15 protein-coding genes and 1 tRNA gene are annotated in these 15,962 nt (G+C 67.6%); 8 read left to right on the top strand and 8 right to left on the bottom strand.

The annotated features are described in order from the left end of the window. Positions 1-131: 131 nt before the first annotated feature. Together ACI2K6_RS07600 and ACI2K6_RS07595 are read left to right on the top strand one after the other, a co-directional pair. On the top strand, positions 132-1,343 hold the full coding sequence (locus ACI2K6_RS07600; RefSeq protein ID WP_404568345.1) for a cupin domain-containing protein: 1,212 nt from the start codon (positions 132-134) through the stop codon (positions 1,341-1,343). A 68-nt stretch (positions 1,344-1,411) separates the two neighbouring features. Further along, complete coding sequence (locus ACI2K6_RS07595) at positions 1,412-2,608, top strand: MFS transporter (RefSeq protein WP_282501930.1); 1,197 nt, start codon at positions 1,412-1,414, stop codon at positions 2,606-2,608. A 55-nt stretch (positions 2,609-2,663) separates the two neighbouring features. Here ACI2K6_RS07595 and ACI2K6_RS07590 read toward each other — a convergent pair whose 3' ends face one another. The 4 genes from ACI2K6_RS07590 to ACI2K6_RS07575 form a co-directional block, all read right to left on the bottom strand. Continuing rightward, a complete protein-coding gene (locus ACI2K6_RS07590) occupies positions 2,664-3,191 on the bottom strand; it encodes a thioredoxin domain-containing protein (protein ID WP_282501931.1) in 528 nt (175 codons plus the stop codon). Positions 3,192-3,203: 12 nt separating this feature from the next. Further along, positions 3,204-3,674 (bottom strand): redoxin domain-containing protein, encoded by a 471-nt coding sequence (locus ACI2K6_RS07585; RefSeq protein ID WP_404568344.1) that lies wholly within the window; start codon positions 3,672-3,674, stop codon positions 3,204-3,206. Between the two features lie 73 nt (positions 3,675-3,747). Continuing rightward, positions 3,748-4,809: an FUSC family protein gene (locus ACI2K6_RS07580; RefSeq protein ID WP_282501933.1), complete on the bottom strand. Its 1,062-nt coding sequence runs from the start codon at positions 4,807-4,809 to the stop codon at positions 3,748-3,750. Next, positions 4,806-5,747 (bottom strand): Dyp-type peroxidase, encoded by a 942-nt coding sequence (locus ACI2K6_RS07575; protein ID WP_282501934.1) that lies wholly within the window; start codon positions 5,745-5,747, stop codon positions 4,806-4,808. Before ACI2K6_RS07575 ends, ACI2K6_RS07580 begins: the two co-directional genes overlap by 4 nt. A gap of 222 nt (positions 5,748-5,969) precedes the next feature. Here ACI2K6_RS07575 and ACI2K6_RS07570 point away from each other — a divergent pair, with 222 nt between their 5' ends. After that, positions 5,970-6,353, top strand: coding sequence for a nuclear transport factor 2 family protein (locus ACI2K6_RS07570; RefSeq protein ID WP_282501935.1), 384 nt, complete (start codon positions 5,970-5,972; stop codon positions 6,351-6,353). Here ACI2K6_RS07570 and ACI2K6_RS07565 read toward each other — a convergent pair. Continuing rightward, positions 6,325-9,198: an AAA family ATPase gene (locus ACI2K6_RS07565; protein ID WP_354451470.1), complete on the bottom strand. Its 2,874-nt coding sequence runs from the start codon at positions 9,196-9,198 to the stop codon at positions 6,325-6,327. The genes ACI2K6_RS07570 and ACI2K6_RS07565 overlap by 29 nt on opposite strands. A gap of 139 nt (positions 9,199-9,337) precedes the next feature. Here ACI2K6_RS07565 and ACI2K6_RS07560 point away from each other — a divergent pair, with 139 nt between their 5' ends. The 4 genes from ACI2K6_RS07560 to ACI2K6_RS07545 all read left to right on the top strand — a co-directional run bounded on the left by ACI2K6_RS07560 (position 9,338) and on the right by ACI2K6_RS07545 (position 13,312). After that, positions 9,338-10,504, top strand: a complete 1,167-nt coding sequence (locus ACI2K6_RS07560; RefSeq protein ID WP_354451468.1) for a helix-turn-helix domain-containing protein — start codon at positions 9,338-9,340, stop codon at positions 10,502-10,504. Then, entirely contained in the window at positions 10,501-11,376 is an 876-nt protein-coding gene (locus tag ACI2K6_RS07555; protein WP_282501937.1) for an alpha/beta fold hydrolase, read from the top strand. The genes ACI2K6_RS07560 and ACI2K6_RS07555 overlap by 4 nt, the downstream gene beginning before the upstream one ends. Before the next feature lie 83 nt (positions 11,377-11,459). Beyond that, entirely contained in the window at positions 11,460-12,185 is a 726-nt protein-coding gene (locus tag ACI2K6_RS07550; RefSeq protein ID WP_269267018.1) for an alpha/beta fold hydrolase, read from the top strand. Further along, complete coding sequence (locus ACI2K6_RS07545) at positions 12,182-13,312, top strand: FAD-dependent monooxygenase (RefSeq protein ID WP_282501938.1); 1,131 nt, start codon at positions 12,182-12,184, stop codon at positions 13,310-13,312. Before ACI2K6_RS07550 ends, ACI2K6_RS07545 begins: the two co-directional genes overlap by 4 nt. Here ACI2K6_RS07545 and ACI2K6_RS07540 read toward each other — a convergent pair. Both ACI2K6_RS07540 and ACI2K6_RS07535 read right to left on the bottom strand, forming a co-directional pair. Continuing rightward, complete coding sequence (locus ACI2K6_RS07540) at positions 13,307-13,678, bottom strand: DUF488 domain-containing protein (RefSeq protein WP_282501939.1); 372 nt, start codon at positions 13,676-13,678, stop codon at positions 13,307-13,309. The two genes, ACI2K6_RS07545 and ACI2K6_RS07540, sit on opposite strands and share 6 nt — an antisense overlap. A gap of 22 nt (positions 13,679-13,700) precedes the next feature. Next, positions 13,701-14,510 carry a helix-turn-helix transcriptional regulator gene (locus ACI2K6_RS07535; RefSeq protein ID WP_354451463.1) on the bottom strand — a complete coding sequence of 270 codons (810 nt, stop codon included), beginning with the start codon at positions 14,508-14,510 and terminating at the stop codon, positions 13,701-13,703. A gap of 290 nt (positions 14,511-14,800) precedes the next feature. On the opposite strand from ACI2K6_RS07535, the gene ACI2K6_RS07530 reads away from it, so the two are divergent. Further along, complete coding sequence (locus tag ACI2K6_RS07530; protein ID WP_282501941.1) at positions 14,801-15,637, top strand: alpha/beta fold hydrolase; 837 nt, start codon at positions 14,801-14,803, stop codon at positions 15,635-15,637. 230 nt (positions 15,638-15,867) lie between these two features. On the opposite strand, the gene ACI2K6_RS07525 is transcribed toward ACI2K6_RS07530, so the two are convergent. Next, positions 15,868-15,941 (bottom strand) — tRNA-Gly (locus tag ACI2K6_RS07525). Positions 15,942-15,962 lie beyond the last annotated feature (21 nt).

The following is a 15,962-nucleotide window of genomic DNA, read 5'->3' as shown; positions in this document are numbered from 1 at the left end:
CCCAAGCGAACGGAGCGATCGACGGCGTCCGACGAGTGTCGAATACCCGTTCGTCAGCTATCCCTGTGACGCATCGCGGGGCATCGCCAGACTCCTGAATACCGTCCGGATCCGTCACGAAGGAGCAAGCCATGGATTCGTCTGAGAACGTCCCCGTCGGGCACGAGGTTCCCACGCTGGGCAACCCCGACTTGCCGCAGGAGGGCGAGGTCAACATCGCCGATCGCCCGCAGAGCAACACGATGACCGGCCCGCAGAACACGGCTATCACCTCGCAGTTCCCCAACCAGATTCACGCGCCGGCGACCGACATCAGCACCCAGCCGTTCTTCTGGTCCTCGTTCAACATCTCGCCGCGCCGCGTCCAGCGGGGCGGCTGGGCGCGGGAGCTGACGAAGCAGGACTTCCACATCTCCGACGAGATCGCCGGCGTCAACATGTACCTCGAGCCCGGCGGCATTCGTGAGCTGCACTGGCACCAGACTGCCGAGTGGGCCGTCATGACCCGGGGCAAAGCGCGCGTCACGACCCTCAGTCGCTCCGGTCTTCCCGCCGTGGAAGACGTGGAGGAGGGCGATCTGTGGTTCTTCCCCGCCGGTACGCCGCACTCGCTCCAGGGTCTCGGACCCGACGGGGCCGAGTTCGTCCTCGCCTTCGATGACGGCGACCAGTCCGAGTCGAACACGCTGCTCCTCACCGACTGGTTCGCTCACACGCCGCCGGAGGTCCTGGCGAAGAACTTCGGCGTTGCCCAGGAGGTCTTCTCCGACATCCCTCTGCACAACCTGTGGATCTTCCCCGGTGACGAGCCGCCGGCGCTCGAGGCCGACCAGGCCGCGGCCGGCGTCGAGTGGGGCATGGAGCCGGTCATCTTCCGCCTCTCGCGATCGAAGCCGCTCTACGAGAACACGGGCGGCTCCATCCAGATCGCCGACTCGACCAACTACACGTACTCATCCACGGTCGCCGCGGCACTCGTCACCGTCGAGCCGGGCTCCATGCGAGAGCTGCATTGGCACCCGAATGCCGATGAGTGGCAGTACTACCTTCGCGGTTCTGCCCGCATGACGGTGTTCAACACCGGACCGCATGCGAACACCACGGACTTCCGTGCCGGCGACGTGGGCGTGGTCCGCAAAAACTTCGGCCACTACATCGAGAACACCGGTGACGACGTGCTGCAGTTCCTCGAGGTGTTCCGCACCGACAAGTACGAGGAGATCTCCCTCGCGAACTGGCTGTCCCACGTGCCGCCGCAGCTCGTCTCGGCGCACCTCAACATCGACCCTGCGGTTCTCGCGACCTTCCCGCGCGGCTCGCAGGGCATCACACCGCTGCGATGAGCCGCGACATCGCCTCGGGTTCATGCCCGAGGCGATGAACGGCACGCTCCCCGAGAAAGCTGCACGCGTTGGCCCCCACACACTCACACGTCACACGCCGCACCACGCCGTTCTGGGTGGTCGCGGTCGCGTTCCTCCTGGTGATGGCGTACTCCACCGTCCCCACACCCCTGTACCCGCTCTATCAGCAGCTCGACGGGTTCCCCGTCTCCGTCGTCACCGTCGTGTTCGCGGCATACGCGGCCGGGGTGGTTGCGAGCCTGTTCCTGCTCGGGCACGTCAGCGACTGGATGGGGCGACGACGGATGCTCGTCATCGCCATCGTCATCTCCGCGCTGTCCGCGATGCTGTTCACGGTATTCACCGACGTCCCGGGGCTGCTGATCGCCCGAATCGTCAACGGCGTCAGTATCGGCGTGCTCACGGCGACCGCGACTGCGCACCTCGGCGAGTTGCGGGCTCGGGCGCGACCAGACGAGAACGCCGTCGTCGCGGCATCCGTCGCCGGGGGAGCGAACCTCGGCGGTCTCGCCCTCGGCCCCCTCATCGGCGGGCTCTTCGCCGACTTCCTGCCCGACCCGCTGCACCTTCCGCACACCGTGTTCGCCGTGGTCCTCATTCTCCTGGCCATCGCCGTCGCGCTTGTTCCGGAGACCGTCACCGCGGCTCGGCGCACATATCGTCCGCAGAAGGTCGCGGTCCCCGCGGCGTCCCGCGACCGCTTCGTGGCTGCCGCCTTCGCGGCTTTCGCAGGTTTCGCGCTCTTCGGGCTGTTCACCTCTCTGGCCCCGTCGATCCTCGTCGGCATCTTCGACGAGCACGGCCACCTCGTGGCCGGGATTACCGTCTTCCTCGTCTTCGGGTCCGCCGCCGCCGCTCAGGGGCTTCTGGCCCGCGTCGCGTATCGCACCCAGCTGCTGTTCGCCGCCATCGCCTGTGGAGTCGGTCTGCTCGTGATCGCCGGCGGGGCTCTCGCGCCGTCGCTCGCTCTCTTCCTTCTCGGCGGGATCGTCGGCGGGGCGGGCGTCGGCGCGCTGTTCCGATGTGCGCTGGCCACCGCCTCGGAGATCGCGGAACCGGGTCGCACAGGTGAGACGCTCGCCGCGATGTTCCTCGTCGCGTATTGCGGTCTGGCGCTTCCGGTGCTCGCTATCGGGGGAGCGTTGACCGTGCTGCCCCAGACCACCGTGCTTCTGGCGTTCGTCGTCCTGGTGGGCGTCGTGACGGTGACTGCGGCACTGCGGATGCGTCGCGCCGCGCGCTGAGCAACAGGGAAGGGCCGCCGAGATGCTCCCGGCGGCCCTTCGCTATCGCCATGGCTCACGCAGAGCGACGAATAACATCCGCGAGGGCGTCGGCGAGGCCGTCCGTACCGGAGTCGACGCGATGGCCGTTGAGGAAGAACGTCGGCGTCCCGTTGACGCCGCTGCGGATGCCGCCTTCTTCGTCGGCGCGGATTCGCGACAGGTAGCGTCCCTCGGCCACCGCCGCGCGGAGCTCGTCCATCGGCAGGCCGAGGCGCTCGCAGATCGTCGCATAGAGGTCGGGGCCCAGCTGTCGTTGGTGTTCGAACAGCAGGTCGTGAGCCTCCCAGAACTTGCCGTGTTCGGCCGCGAACTCGGCGATGAACGCTGCATCGACCGCCTCGGGGTGCAGTTCGGCGAGCGGGAAGTTCCGGAAGACGAAACGCACCTGCCCCTCGTATGCGGCGAGCAGCTTCGCGACGACGGGATACGCGGCACCGCAATAGGGGCACTGATAGTCGCCGTACTCGACGAGAACCACCGCCGCGTCGGCGGGACCCGAGCTGTGGTCGTGTGAGGAGACGGGAACGCGAAGTGAGGACATGGTCCTCTCCTTTCAGTTGTGGGTGAGGGTGTCGAGGGCATCGAGTACGCCGTCGACGCCGGGGTTGACGGCGACGGGCGCGAGGTAGCTCCAAGCGATGACGCCGGCGGGGTCGATGACGAAGAGCGCTCGGCGCGCTTCGCCCACGGCGTCGTCGTACGCACCGAAGAGTCGTGCGACCGCCCCCTTCGGCTCGAAATCGCTGAGCAGCGGGAAGTGCAGTGAGTGAGCTGCCGTGAACGCCTCGTGCGACCACACGTTGTCGACGGACACGGCGACCACCTGCGCGCCCCGGGCGCGGATCAGCGGCAGAGCCTCATTGATGACGGACAGCTGGTCGCCGCAGACGGGACTCCAGTCGGCGGGGTAGAACGCGAGGACAACGGGGCTGCCGAGGAGCTCATCTGAACTCAGCGACTGGTCGGCGGTCACCCGGAGACTGAAGTGCGGCGCATGGTTCCCCGGTTGCAGGATGTCTCGCATGATCGGCCCTTTCTGAACGTACCCTCACTGTGCTCGGGTGAGATGGGGCTCCCGTAGGCCGCGCGTTCGAACGTCATCCGACATGTGTCGAACCGGTCGTGCTGCGCCGGCGCTCCCCTGTCACGGCGGCGAGAAGGACGACTCCCGCGATTCCGGCACCAGCGATCGTGTCGACGACGCGCTCGGCCGCGACCTCGCTGATGGGTTGCCCTGCGGTTGAGGCGAGCAGCACCGCCATCGGTGTGACGACGGCGAGCGCCCAGGTCAGGTTCCGTCGGAGCAGGAGCTCGAAGAGGAAGATCAACCCGGCCGCCCAGGCGATGCGCTCCCACCCCCGGGGCTCGATGGCCGCCAGGACGATCACGAGGAGGATGGCGAGTCCGGTGCCGATGAGGCGCTGCGTACCCCGCAGGACTGCTGAATAGACGTCCGCGTCTTTCTGAAGGATTCCGAGGCACGCCAACATGACCCACGCCGCATGATGCAGGCCGAGGGTCGCGCTGACCGGTACAGCGAGCACCGCGGACGCAGCGATCCGAGCGACGATCAGGCGAGCGGATGCGGGGACTGCGAAGCGCCAGGGCGTTCGCTGCGCGAATATCATCCGGTCGCGGGCTCGGATCGTGGGCGCGAGCAGCGGCAGCACCACGATCAGATACCCCAGGAGCGCACCGCCGGCGAGTGAAGCCACGACCTCGAGACAGCTCATGCCGGCACCGCCGGCAGCCGCGGGGGCCACGAGCTGGCCGGCAGAGCCGGTGATGAGGACGAGGAAGAGCGCCCCGGGCGGACCGACCGCCAGCGCCTGCGCGAGGAACGACCCGCCGACGGCGATGACGGACATGGCCACGAGGCCGGGAATGAGCGCTGTACCCAGCGCCGCACCGACACACGCGGCCACCAGAAGAGCGCCGGCGATGATCGGTAGCGCGACAGCACGTTCTCTGCGCGACCGGTCGGGGAGGTGCAGGACGATGAGAGCGCCGAGGGAACCGACCGACCCCCAACGTGGTTCGCCGATGACGAGTCCGAGCAGCGGGGGAACGGCGACGGCCAGAGCAGCCTGCAGTGCGGCCGGCCACTGGCGCGGAGCCGGTCGGAGGGCGAACAGCTGACGCCAGACGCGCCTGCTCATCCGCTGCCGAGCGCGTCGAGCTCGGCGGCGGACGGGGCGAAGAACACGGTGCCGGTCAACGCGGTGGAAAAGTCGAGCAGCCGGTCGTGCATCCCCGGAGGATGTCCGATGAACATCCGCTCGATCATCTGCTGGATGACCCAGAGGTTGCGGCTGTACCCGAGGAAGTAGGTGCCGAACTCTCCCGCTCCGGGCCTGCCGAACGGCATGTTGTCGCGGACGATGTCGTGCTCGACACCGTGGTCGTCCTCGATGGTCGCCAGGGACTTGTGTGACTGCTGGCCGCTGGGGGCGTCATCCAGCTCGATCCCATCGACCTTCGTGCGTCCGAGGATCCGCTCCTGTGTCTCGACGGGCAGCGAATCCCACTCGGCCATCGCGTGCACGTACTTCTGCGTCACGACATAGGTGCCTCCGGTGTGTACGGGGTCCTCGTCGGCGACGAGGACGGTGGCATCGATGGCCGGTTCAACCGGATTCGCCGTTCCATCGACGAAACCCAACAGGTCGCGACGATCGAAAGAGCGGAAGCCCACCGTCTCATCGACGACGTGCACCGCCGCACCGAGATCACTCAGCAGGCGCTTCTCGAAGAAGAAGCAGACGTCCGTGCGTTCCGCGCGGATGTGGAAGAGCAGATCCCCCGGTGTCGCGGGTGCCGTATGCCTCGCCCCGACGACCGGCGTGAAGGGGCGGAGCTGCGCGGGGGGAGCGCTCTGCATGAGCGACGCCCACACGCGGCTGCCGACTCCCACCGTGCACGTCAACGCCGCCTCCGGAAATCGGAAGGTGATGGCTTTCATCGAATCGGAGAGATCGGCGAGAACGTCGCGCACGATGTCGACGCCGCCTGGCGCGATGGTCACGACCAGGAACACCGCATTCGCGGTGAGAGGTGCTCCTGGTGCCTGTGTCGGTCCTGTCTCGACGTTGTTCATCCGGTGTCCGCTCGCTCTCGCATTCGTCTGACGGCACCACCATCGCGTTATCCGGAGCGATGTGCTTCCGACACGTGACGAGACTGCGTGCGACGAGTGCATCGCCCGGTGATCGGGGTCGCCGATCTGCACGAAGTGTCCTTCGCGGACTGGACGGACGTCGCACAGCGCTGGTCGCGACCCGCCATACCGTGAGTGCCACCTGACCTGGACGGAGACACCATGGACGCCATCGGCCGCGAGGCACTCACCGGGATCCACCAACTCGAACGCGAACTCGTCGTGCGCGACTTCATCGCGCTCCTCAACGACCGCGCGCATGCCGAACTGCATCCGTTCCTCGCTGAAAATGTCGTCTATCGTCCGTCTGCGAACAAGCGCGTGTGGGGGCGACCCGCCGTGACACGGATGATCGCCGAGCTGCACGAGGAGTTCGACCAGTGGACCACGCACCTCGAGTCCGTGGCGGTCTGCGGCGACACGGTGCTGACCGAGCAGCGGCTGCGGCTGAGGCTCCCCGGCACGTCGACGGTCGAGGTGATGGGGTTCGCGAGCTTCCGCGTCGCGGGCGCCCAGATCAGCGCATGGAACCAGATTCACGCGTGAGCTGTGACGGGGCGCGCGCCGCGCGCTTTCCGTGCCACTCGCGCAGGTCCTTTCGCGAATTGAGTCCCGACTTCGCGTAGATGTGGCGAATGTGGGACACGACGGTGTGGGGCGACATGAACAGTGCGTCCGCGATCTGCTGCGTCGTCGCGCCGGCGGCGACGCGCTCGAGCACTTGCTGCTCACGCGGTGAGAGCATCTGCGGATCGCCGTGCGCGTGCGCGCGACGGCGAACTCCGAGGTGTCGGAGAGACTGCAGCACACGGTTGACATCGCGATGCGCGCCCGCGGTCTCATAGATGGCGAGTGCCTCGTCGAGCGCCGGGACCGAGCGTTCCGCGTCGGGCGCCACAACGCCCAGGAACTCGAGGACGAGAGCGAGGATGAGCGGGCGATCCGACTGCCGGAGGATCATCGCGGCCTCAGTCAGCGTGTCCGCATCACGTCCGTGGCAGCCCTCCGCGGTCCGCAGAATGGCCCGGCAGTAGGCATTCTCAGGATTGGCGTCGTATCGGATGCGGGCTCGCGTGATGACCTCACGAGCGAGTTCGTCATCCTCGGAGCGGATCGCGACCTCCATGAGCAGAAGGTCGTCGGCGAAGTCCGAGGGTGTCGTCATCGTGGGGATCGGGTCGTGGAGTGATTCCCGTGCGAGGACGCTGTGCGCCACAGCGTCATCCACTTTTCCGTCGTTGAGCGCTCGCAGCACGAGCATCCACTGACCCGCTCGGACGACACCGCCGCCGGACGCGAGAGTCTCGACGAGCGGTTCGGTCTGCTTTCGGAGAGCGGTGTCACCGGTGCGAAGAGCGATTCGGAACAATACGATGCCGGCGGTCGCATTCGCGAAATCGCCGAGTCCGAGTTCATCAGCAAGAGCGAGCACCGACTCCGCTTGCAGCCTCGCGTCATCCAGCCGGCCGAGGTCATGCAGAACGCGGGCGCGGACCATCATCCAATACGCCTCGGCGACAGCGGCCCGGGATGCGATCGCCGAGCTCAGCCCCTCGTCCACCAGCTCGAGAGCTCGCGTGACGTCGCCCTTCGAGTTGTGGAGGAATGCGTCCCACAATCCTTCCGGCACCCATCGCGCCGGATCCAGCCCCGCGAGAGCGGCGCGTCTCGACGCGGATTCCATGAGGGCGACCGCGTCGTCGAACCGGTTGCTGTTGAACGCGTACACCGACTCTGTCGCGTCCACGGTGGCGAGCGCCTCGTGGTCCGCATCGGGGTCGGCGACCTCGCGTGCGAGCGCCAGGGTGCGGGTCAGCTCGACGAAGTCCGCCTTGTTCGCACAGTTCAGGGCGCGTACGGCGAGCAGGTCCGCTCGCGTCGCGCGTTCGATGCCTGCGAGCGCGAGCGCCTGATCACAGGTGGCGATGGCGCGATCGAAGGAGGATTCGGTCTGGCGACGGGCGGCACCGAGGAGGACACGTGCCCGCGACTCCGGTGAGAGATAGGGCGCGAGTGCCTGGGTCGCGTTGTCCGCCTCGGTGTCGCGCCCGTCGGCCCAGAGGTACGGAAGGAGCTCGGTACTGGCCTCCGCCAGAGCCGGAACGTTGTTCGCGAGGCGCAGTGCCGCTGCGGCGAGGTCCGCGGCCTGCGATGTGTCGGACGCAGCCAACTGCTGCGCGGCGTCGCGGATCAGTGCGAACGATTGCTGATCGCCGGGTTCGGCAGCCTCCACGAGTGCCGCGGCGACGGCGGAGGCTGGTTCGCCGGAGGCGAGGCGCAGCTGTGCGACTTCGCGCAGCATCGCCTTACGGACGGATGCCGGGATCGACGCTTCCACCGCTTCCCGGATCGTGTCGTGGACGAAGGCGAGGGTTGCCCCGTCCTCGATCAGGAAATCGGCACCGAGGAGTTCGCGCACCGCGGTCATCGAGGCCACCGCGGTGCCGCCGGTCGCGGTCAAGACGTCGGAGAGGCGGAACCGCCTGCCGAACAAGCTCGCGACCTGGGCGAAGGTCAGTGCGTCGTCGGAGAGGTGCGCCACCCGCTGTCGCGATGCCGCCCCGAATCTGGCGGGAACGGCATAGCCGATGGCGTCGACGACGCCACCACGGGCCGCCAGGAGCGCTTCTTCCTGCAGCCCGCGCACGAGTTCGACGATGAGCAGCGGGATGTGCGAGGTCTGCTCGAGGGCCGCCTCGAGCTTGGGTCCGAGGGTGGCGCCGGTGAGGTCTGCCGCGATCTCGAGCGCAGCATCCGCCGCGACAGGCTCGAGATCGAGGACCGTGCCGGTGCGCTCGACATACTCGGCGACTCGAGCATGGGCCGCCCGGAACTGTCCGGAGCGGCTGGCAAGCACCCAGGCGACAGGCTGATCCGCCAGGGCGGCCGCTGACCGTAACAGGATCCCGACGGACGCGGCGTCCAACCACTGCAGGTCGTCGACGACGACGATCGCACCGCCCGCCGTCGTAGCCGTCGACTCCAATCGGTCGGTCAGGAGGCGCGCGATCCAGTACTGCGGTTCTCCCGCGCCCAGGGCCGGCCGCAGCTCCTCCTCCGTCACCAGGCGCGGTGTGCCGCGCAGCATCGCCTCGGTCAGTGCCCCCAAGGGGACTGCTCCGGAGTCGACGTCCGGGGTGATGGTGAGGGTGGGCCAGCCTCGTTGCTCGGCGACGGCGAGAACCTCCGCGAGCAGGCGGGTCTTTCCCATGCCCGCGCGCCCGCGGATGAGCGCGGGCGTGGGCTCGCCCGAGAGAGACCGCTCGATGGACGCGGTGAGGGACGAGATGATGTCGCCGCGCCCGCGCAGGGGGGTGCTGGCAGCGGTGGAAGACCCGGCCAGGAAGGCGCGGTCTGACGCAACGGCGAAGCCGGAGTGCCGGTCGTGCATCCCCTCATTATTCCGCGGCGACGTATGCCGCGGAGGTCGCCGCCGCCTGAGTAGTACAAGTTGGGCCTCCTCGCCCGGGAGGGCCGTTCTTACGCTCAAGCCGAGGGCGCGGGTGCGGCCGAGAAGGGAGCGGACGGGGATGAACCTGCAGACACTCGTGGATGACCTCGCGGAAGACCTCGGCCGTTCCGTCGTCATCAACGACGCCCAGTACCGCCCCATCGTTTCCAGCGCACAGGGCGAGGAGATCGATGAGCTCCGCGCCCGTGGACTGTTGGGACGCGCGACACCTCCGCGTGAGCGCGCGTATCTGGAGAGCATCCACCTGTCCTCCGCCAAACGACCGCAGACCGTGAACCTCGATCGATTCGGCGCACGGGAACGCCTGGCGGTGCCGATCCGCTCCCGTGACGCACTGCTCGGGGTCCTGTGGCTGATCACGGGCGGGCTCCCCCCGCTGACGTCATCGCAGTTTCGTGCAGTCGACGCCGCGGTGGAGATCGCACGCGAGTATCTCGCCGCCGCGCAGGACGAGATACCGGGCCGATCGACGCGCGACATGGTCCTCCGAGGACTCCTCGCCCCGGATCCGATCGTCAGACGGGATGCGCTGAGCACTGCTGTCCGCGCCTACGGCGTGTCTCGCAGCTCGGCGACCGTCGTTCGCGCCGTGGCCGTCGGGCACGACACCTCCGTGGTCCAGCGCGCTTCGCTCGGTCGGGCTGTGGAGAGCCTGGCCACAGCGACGTTCATGTTCATGGGCGAGATCGGAGCTGCCTTGCTGTTCCTGGAGCGTTCACATGAGAACACGCGAACGGATGACCTCATCGCGGCCACGGCGGCGCGCGCGGGTGTGCCGCTGCGCGCAATCGGGTCCGCCTATCTCACCGGAACCGACATCGACGTGCGACCGGTCGCCGAGCGAGCTGTCGCGACGGCAGCGGTCGCGGAGCTCTTGCCGGATCTGGGCACGAGCCTGCGCGCCGAAGACGTCGGCCCGTGGTTGCTCATCGCCGACGTCGTCTCGGATCCGAACCGACTGCAGTGGTACTCACCCGCCGCATACGCCCTGATCCACGATGCGGACCCGCTGCGCCGCCAGACCATCGAGACCCTCCTCGACCATGCCCACCAGATCAAAGTCGTATGCGAAGAACTGCACATTCACCGCACGACGCTGTACTACCGATTGGAAAACATGCCACAGGTGGTCAAAGACGCGATGGATGACGGGATGAAGCGCAGTGCACTGCACCTCGGTTTGAAACTCGCCTCGTACTGGGAGAACGCGGGACACATCCAATGAGGGCGCAAAGCCGGCAGGTCCAGACCAGCGACGGCGTAACCCTCGAGGTGTACGACACGGGCGGGAACGGCGCCCCGGTCCTGATGCTCCATGGGTGGTCGCAATCGCAGGAGATGTTCCGGCACCAGCGTGACGGACTCGGAGAACGCCGTGTCATCACGTACGACATGCGTGGACACGGCAGGTCGGAGAAGCCTGGGCGGGGCCACCGCATCGCTCGTCTCGCAGCCGACGTCCGCGACATCCTGGAAGATCTCGACATCCGGGATGTCCATCTCCTCGGCTGGTCGATGGGGGTCTCGGTCATCTGGTCGTATCTCGAACTCTTCGGCGACAGGAGAGTGCGAAGCCTCGTGCTGGTGGACCAGCCCGCCGCGGTCGCCGCGCAGCTGTGGATGAGTGCGATCGAGCAGCAGTCCGCAGGCTGCATCCTGCCCGCGGATGGGCTCGGTACCCTCGCGAACGCCATCGCCGACGATACTGGCGGAGACGCCACGGTGCGCGCCTTCGTGCGGAGCATGTTCACCGGGCCCGTCGACGACGGCCTCTGGTCGTTCGTGTCATCGGAGGTCGCTCAGACACCGCGCCGTGTCGCCGCGCCATTGCTGTTCGACCACGGCGCGCAGGACTGGCGGGAACTCCTGCCGACCATCGCCAAGCCCACCCTCGTGCTGGGGTGCGACGGCAGCCATGTGTCGGCCGAGTCGCAACGCTACGTCGCCTCGCGCATCCCCGGAGCGCTCGTGCACATCTTCCCGCGCGATGTCGCCAGCTCGCATTTCCCGTTCCTGGAGAATCCGGAGGCGTTCAACGAGGTCGTCCGAGTGTTCCTCGATGCGAACGCGGTTTCCGACATCCGTCCAGTCAGGTAGCGACAACCTTCGGAGGGAGGGCGCGGACACTGCTCCTACCGTGAGACGTGGCCGGGTCATCTCCGGGAACGAGGGAGTGGGATATGCGCGAGACGCCGACCGTTGTGATGGTGCACGGCGCGTTCTCTGATGGAGCGAGCTGGTCACCGGTGGCGATGCGCGTGATGGGTGCGGGTATCGAGGTGCGCGTTCCCGCCATCTCCAATCGAAGTCTCGCGGAGGATGTCGCGTATGTGCGATCGTTCGTCGAGAACATCGACGGACCGGTGCTCCTGGTCGGCCACTCCTATGGAGCCACCGTGGCCTCCGGTGCAGGAACGGCGCAGAACGTTCGCGGGCTCGTCTTCGTGGCGGGATTCGTGCTCGACGTGGACGAGAGTGCAGACGACCTGAGTCAGCGCTTCCCCGCATCCGACGCCGCCGACTACTTCGACTACCGGCGATACGCCACCGCCGACGGCGCGACCCGGCAGGAGGTATCCGTCGCCATCGACGAGTTCCCCTTCCTCGCCGCCCTGGGGATTCCCTCCGACGAGGCGGCCGTCATCGCCGTCACCCAGCGCCCGCTGGACGCCGCGGTGCTCAGCGACCGAGCCACGCACGCAGCGTGGCATACCCGCCCGACCTGGGGAATCGTCGCCACGGCGGATCAGATCGTGAACCCGGACGCCGTCCGTTTCGGTCTCGAGCGAGCCTCGGCCCGCATGGTGCTCGAGCTGCCGGGCCCGCACCTCGTCCTGCACACGCACCCCGGCGACATCGCACGTTTTATCGTCGACGCTGCCAACGCCGTGCCGCTGACCGCATGAGCGGCTTCGCGTCGTCCGCGCACCGCATCGCGGTGGCCGGCGGTTCCATCGGCGGGCTGTTCGCGGCGGCCATGCTGCACCGGCTGGGACACGACGTCACGGTGTACGAGAAGTCGGTGCACGGTCTCCGAGCGCGCGGCGCCGGCTTGGTCGCCCAGGACGAGGTCTTCGCCGCACTCGATGTCGCCGGAGTCCCGGCGGGCGCTGTCCCCGGGGTGACATCCGTCGAGCGGATCGCGCTCGACCTGCGAGGTGCCGTTCGCTACCGAGAGCGGGCCGAGCAGACGCAGTTGTCGTGGGACCGCCTATACGACGGTCTCCGCGATGCGATCCCCGACTCTCGATATGTCGTGAACAGTCCGGTCACCGATGTCGACGCGCGAGCCGGCGTCCTCTCCTTCACTGCGGGCGAGGAACGAGAGGAGGCTTCGCTCCTCGTGGGAGCGGATGGAGCCCACTCGCACGTGCGCCGCTTCGTCGCACCCGACGGCGGCGAACCCAGCTACGCCGGTTACGCCATCTGGCGCGGCCTCATCCCCGAAGACCTCGTCCCCGGGGCATCCGCCGACACCCTGTTTCGTCGGATGACCTTCTTCACGGGACCGGGGGAGCACGCGCTCGGCTATCTCGTCCCCGGGGCGGACGGACAGACCCAGCCGGGGCGTCGGCGATACAACTGGGTCTGGTACCGGTCGATGAGCTCCGGCGACCTGTCGGCGCTGATGACCGCCGCGGGACGCCTCCCCCTGTCGACGTCCCTCGCGCCCGGGCAGACGCCGGAGGACGTCAGGACGCACCTGATCGAGGCGGCCCAGCATCGCCTCCCGCCCCCGTTCGCCGACGTGATCGCGATGGAGCCTCGGCCATTCCTCCAGGGTGTGCTCGACTACGTCGCCCCTCGGCTCACCCGGACGCGCGCACTGCTCCTCGGGGATGCGGCAGCGGTGGTCCGTCCGCACACCGCGATGGGGGCCGCGAAAGCGGCGGGCGACGCGCTCGCTCTCGCCCGCCTCCTGCGTTCGTCGACCGTGGACGCAGCCCTCGCCTCGTACGACGAGCAGCGGCTCCCGGTGGCGACGAGCATCGCGCGTTACGGGGTGAGGCTCGGCGAGCAGTTGCCGCTATGACCCGGTGCGGGCGAGCCGCTCTTGGACGAAACGCTGGAGGACCACGGCATGATTCACCGCCGGGTCGTGCGCCGCGTAGATCAAGGTGACCGTGCCCTGCGCGTGGGCGACCTCGAGCAGGTGCTGAACGGCCGTGGGATTCGCTTCCAATTCCGCCTCGTACCGATGGGTGAATTCCGTCATTCGCGCGGAGTCATGGTCCCACCAGGTGCGCAGATCGGGCGAGGGCGCGATGTCCTTCAACCACTCGTCGACAGCAGCGCGTTCTTTCGACACGCCCCGTGGCCAGAGGCGGTCCACGAGGATCCGGTAACCGTCGTCTGCGGCAGCTGCGTCATATGCGCGCTTGATGCGGATGCTCGGCATGGGCGGCCTTTCGTTCGAGGGCTCAGGCGAAGCTCGTTTCGCGGCTGACGGGGGTGTCGGCGAGAGCGGTGAACCCGGGTTTCGGGGACTGGGTCGTCAACGTGTGGAACGGCAGGGAGGGGACCTCGAAATTATGTACCCGCATCTGGATCTCGCCGATCCCGTCCAACCGCAGGTGAGAATCGAAGTCCGACGGGCGAGCGACTTCGTGCAGCTCCCACAGCCTCACGAAGTCCTGATCCGTCGACAACTCACGGATGATCTCGTTATACCGCGTGGACGTTCGATCTCCGAGGAACCGCAGGGTCGCGACACCGCGTGCCGCCAGTTCCTCCCAGTTCACGATCTGGCGCTTGTTCCCGGCCGCGAAGTGCGCGATGAGGGCGTTGGCGCCGGGGCGGATGGTGCCGGAGCTCAGGGAACGCATGAGTTCGTTGACCGCGACGATGTCGAGGTTGCCATTGGTGATGTACGCCGGAATGTGCGCCCACGTGTCGAGCAGTTCGCGCATGATGTAGCTCTTCTCGGGCGGGATCATGCGTCGCTGCTCGTCGACTCTTCCGGTGAGACGGTTGACGTACTCGACGCTCACGTCGTCCAGATTCAGAGCGCGCGCGAGAGCGCGGACCACCGTGGTGGAGGGGTCGGCTCCCCGTCCCTGCTCGAGCCTGGTGTAGTACTCGATGCTGATGCCTGCGAGCATCGCGACTTCGTCGCGCTTCAGCCCGGAGACTCGTCTGCCGTCAGTCGGACGGAGGCCGACGTCCGTCGGGCGGACGCGCGAGCGCCGCGCACGCAGAAAGCTCCCGAGAACACTCTTGTTATCGCTCACCGAGCTCCCTGACTGTCACGAACCGTCCTCCCGACTCGTGCCGAGCCGGGGGAGAGACTTCACCGTAAGGAGAACGAGGGTGTGCTCACATCACCTCTCCGGGGGATCCGTATCCCCTCTTCGCGGCGACGTACCCGGCTTGGATAGACGTAGCAACGGGAGTCGGCAATTGTCGGAGGCGTCGCGCAGACCCGAAAGTTACCGTGAATCCCGTCGCCACATCGTCGAGGCGCGCACCATTCACCCGTCGGTCGGGCCCACTCGTTCGACGACATGACAAAGGACTCATTATGGGATACATCACCACTGAAGACGGCGCCGAGATCTACTTCAAGGACTGGGGTGACGAGGACGCCCAGCCCATCGTGTTCCACCACGGATGGCCGCTGTCGTCCGACGACTGGGACGCGCAGATGCTGTATTTCCTCGCCAAGGGCTTTCGTGTCGTCGCCAGCGACCGGCGCGGCCACGGTCGCTCCTCGCAGATCAGCACCGGCCACGACATGGACCACTACGCCAGCGACGTGAACGCGGTCGTCGAGCACCTCGACCTGAAGAACGCGATCCACATCGGCCACTCCACCGGCGGTGGCCAGGTCGCCCGCTACGTCGCTCGGTACGGTCAGCCGCAGGGGCGCGTCGCGAAGGCCGTCCTGGTCTCGTCGGTTCCGCCGATCATGCTCAAGTCCGACAGCAACCCCGAGGGAACGCCCATCGAGGTCTTCGACGGCTTCCGCTCCGCTCTCGCCGCCAACCGCGCCGAGTTCTTCCAGGCGGTCGCCTCGGGGCCGTTCTACGGCTTCAACCGTGACGGTGTCGAGGTGTCCGAGCCGGTCGTCGCCAACTGGTGGCGTCAGGGCATGACGGGCAGCGCCCTCGCCCACTACGAGGGCATCAAGGCGTTCTCTGAGACCGACCAGACCGAGGACCTCAAGGCCATCACGGTTCCCGTCCTCGTCATGCAGGGCGACGACGACCAGGTCGTCCCCTACAAGGCCGCCGCGTTGCTGCAGCACGAGCTGCTGCAGAACTCCGAGCTGAAGATCTACGCCGGCTACCCGCACGGCATGCTGACCACTCACGCGGACGTCATCAACCCCGACCTGCTGGCCTTCATCCAGAAGTAATCGCGGCATCAGCTCAGAGGCGCACCCGGATGACGGGTGCGCCTCTTCTGCGGAGCCTCGGGCGGCGTGGACCGGGATGCAAGGGATCCGACACGACACCCCGGGCCGGATGCCGCTGAGCGGGGTGTCGGGCCAGAACCCTTGCATCGCGGCGCGGGCGGGGCGGGGTGGTTCCGACGGCAACATCGGGAAAGCCCCGCCGCGCGGCCGGTGGCCGCCCGTCGGGGCTGTGGAGGGGCTGACGGGAATCGAACCCGCGCTATCTGCTTGGGAAGCAGATGTTCTGCCATTGAACTACAGCCCCACGCACCCGGAGGTGCTCGGT

This window comes from Microbacterium sp. NPDC006705 (genome assembly GCF_044903545.1).
Lineage (GTDB): Bacteria > Actinomycetota > Actinomycetes > Actinomycetales > Microbacteriaceae > Microbacterium > Microbacterium plantarum.
This window is presented reverse-complemented; position numbering and strand designations above follow the sequence as displayed.

Coding starts and splice junctions, on each gene's coding strand:
- ACI2K6_RS07600 (WP_404568345.1), top strand. CDS start 132: ATGGATTCGTCTGAGAACGTCCCCGTCGGGCACGAGGTTCCCACGCTG.
- ACI2K6_RS07590 (WP_282501931.1), bottom strand. CDS start 3,191: ATGTCCTCACTTCGCGTTCCCGTCTCCTCACACGACCACAGCTCGGGT.
- ACI2K6_RS07585 (WP_404568344.1), bottom strand. CDS start 3,674: ATGCGAGACATCCTGCAACCGGGGAACCATGCGCCGCACTTCAGTCTC.
- ACI2K6_RS07580 (WP_282501933.1), bottom strand. CDS start 4,809: ATGAGCAGGCGCGTCTGGCGTCAGCTGTTCGCCCTCCGACCGGCTCCG.
- ACI2K6_RS07575 (WP_282501934.1), bottom strand. CDS start 5,747: ATGAACAACGTCGAGACAGGACCGACACAGGCACCAGGAGCACCTCTC.
- ACI2K6_RS07570 (WP_282501935.1), top strand. CDS start 5,970: ATGGACGCCATCGGCCGCGAGGCACTCACCGGGATCCACCAACTCGAA.
- ACI2K6_RS07565 (WP_354451470.1), bottom strand. CDS start 9,198: ATGCACGACCGGCACTCCGGCTTCGCCGTTGCGTCAGACCGCGCCTTC.
- ACI2K6_RS07560 (WP_354451468.1), top strand. CDS start 9,338: ATGAACCTGCAGACACTCGTGGATGACCTCGCGGAAGACCTCGGCCGT.
- ACI2K6_RS07555 (WP_282501937.1), top strand. CDS start 10,501: ATGAGGGCGCAAAGCCGGCAGGTCCAGACCAGCGACGGCGTAACCCTC.
- ACI2K6_RS07550 (WP_269267018.1), top strand. CDS start 11,460: ATGCGCGAGACGCCGACCGTTGTGATGGTGCACGGCGCGTTCTCTGAT.
- ACI2K6_RS07545 (WP_282501938.1), top strand. CDS start 12,182: ATGAGCGGCTTCGCGTCGTCCGCGCACCGCATCGCGGTGGCCGGCGGT.
- ACI2K6_RS07540 (WP_282501939.1), bottom strand. CDS start 13,678: ATGCCGAGCATCCGCATCAAGCGCGCATATGACGCAGCTGCCGCAGAC.
- ACI2K6_RS07530 (WP_282501941.1), top strand. CDS start 14,801: ATGGGATACATCACCACTGAAGACGGCGCCGAGATCTACTTCAAGGAC.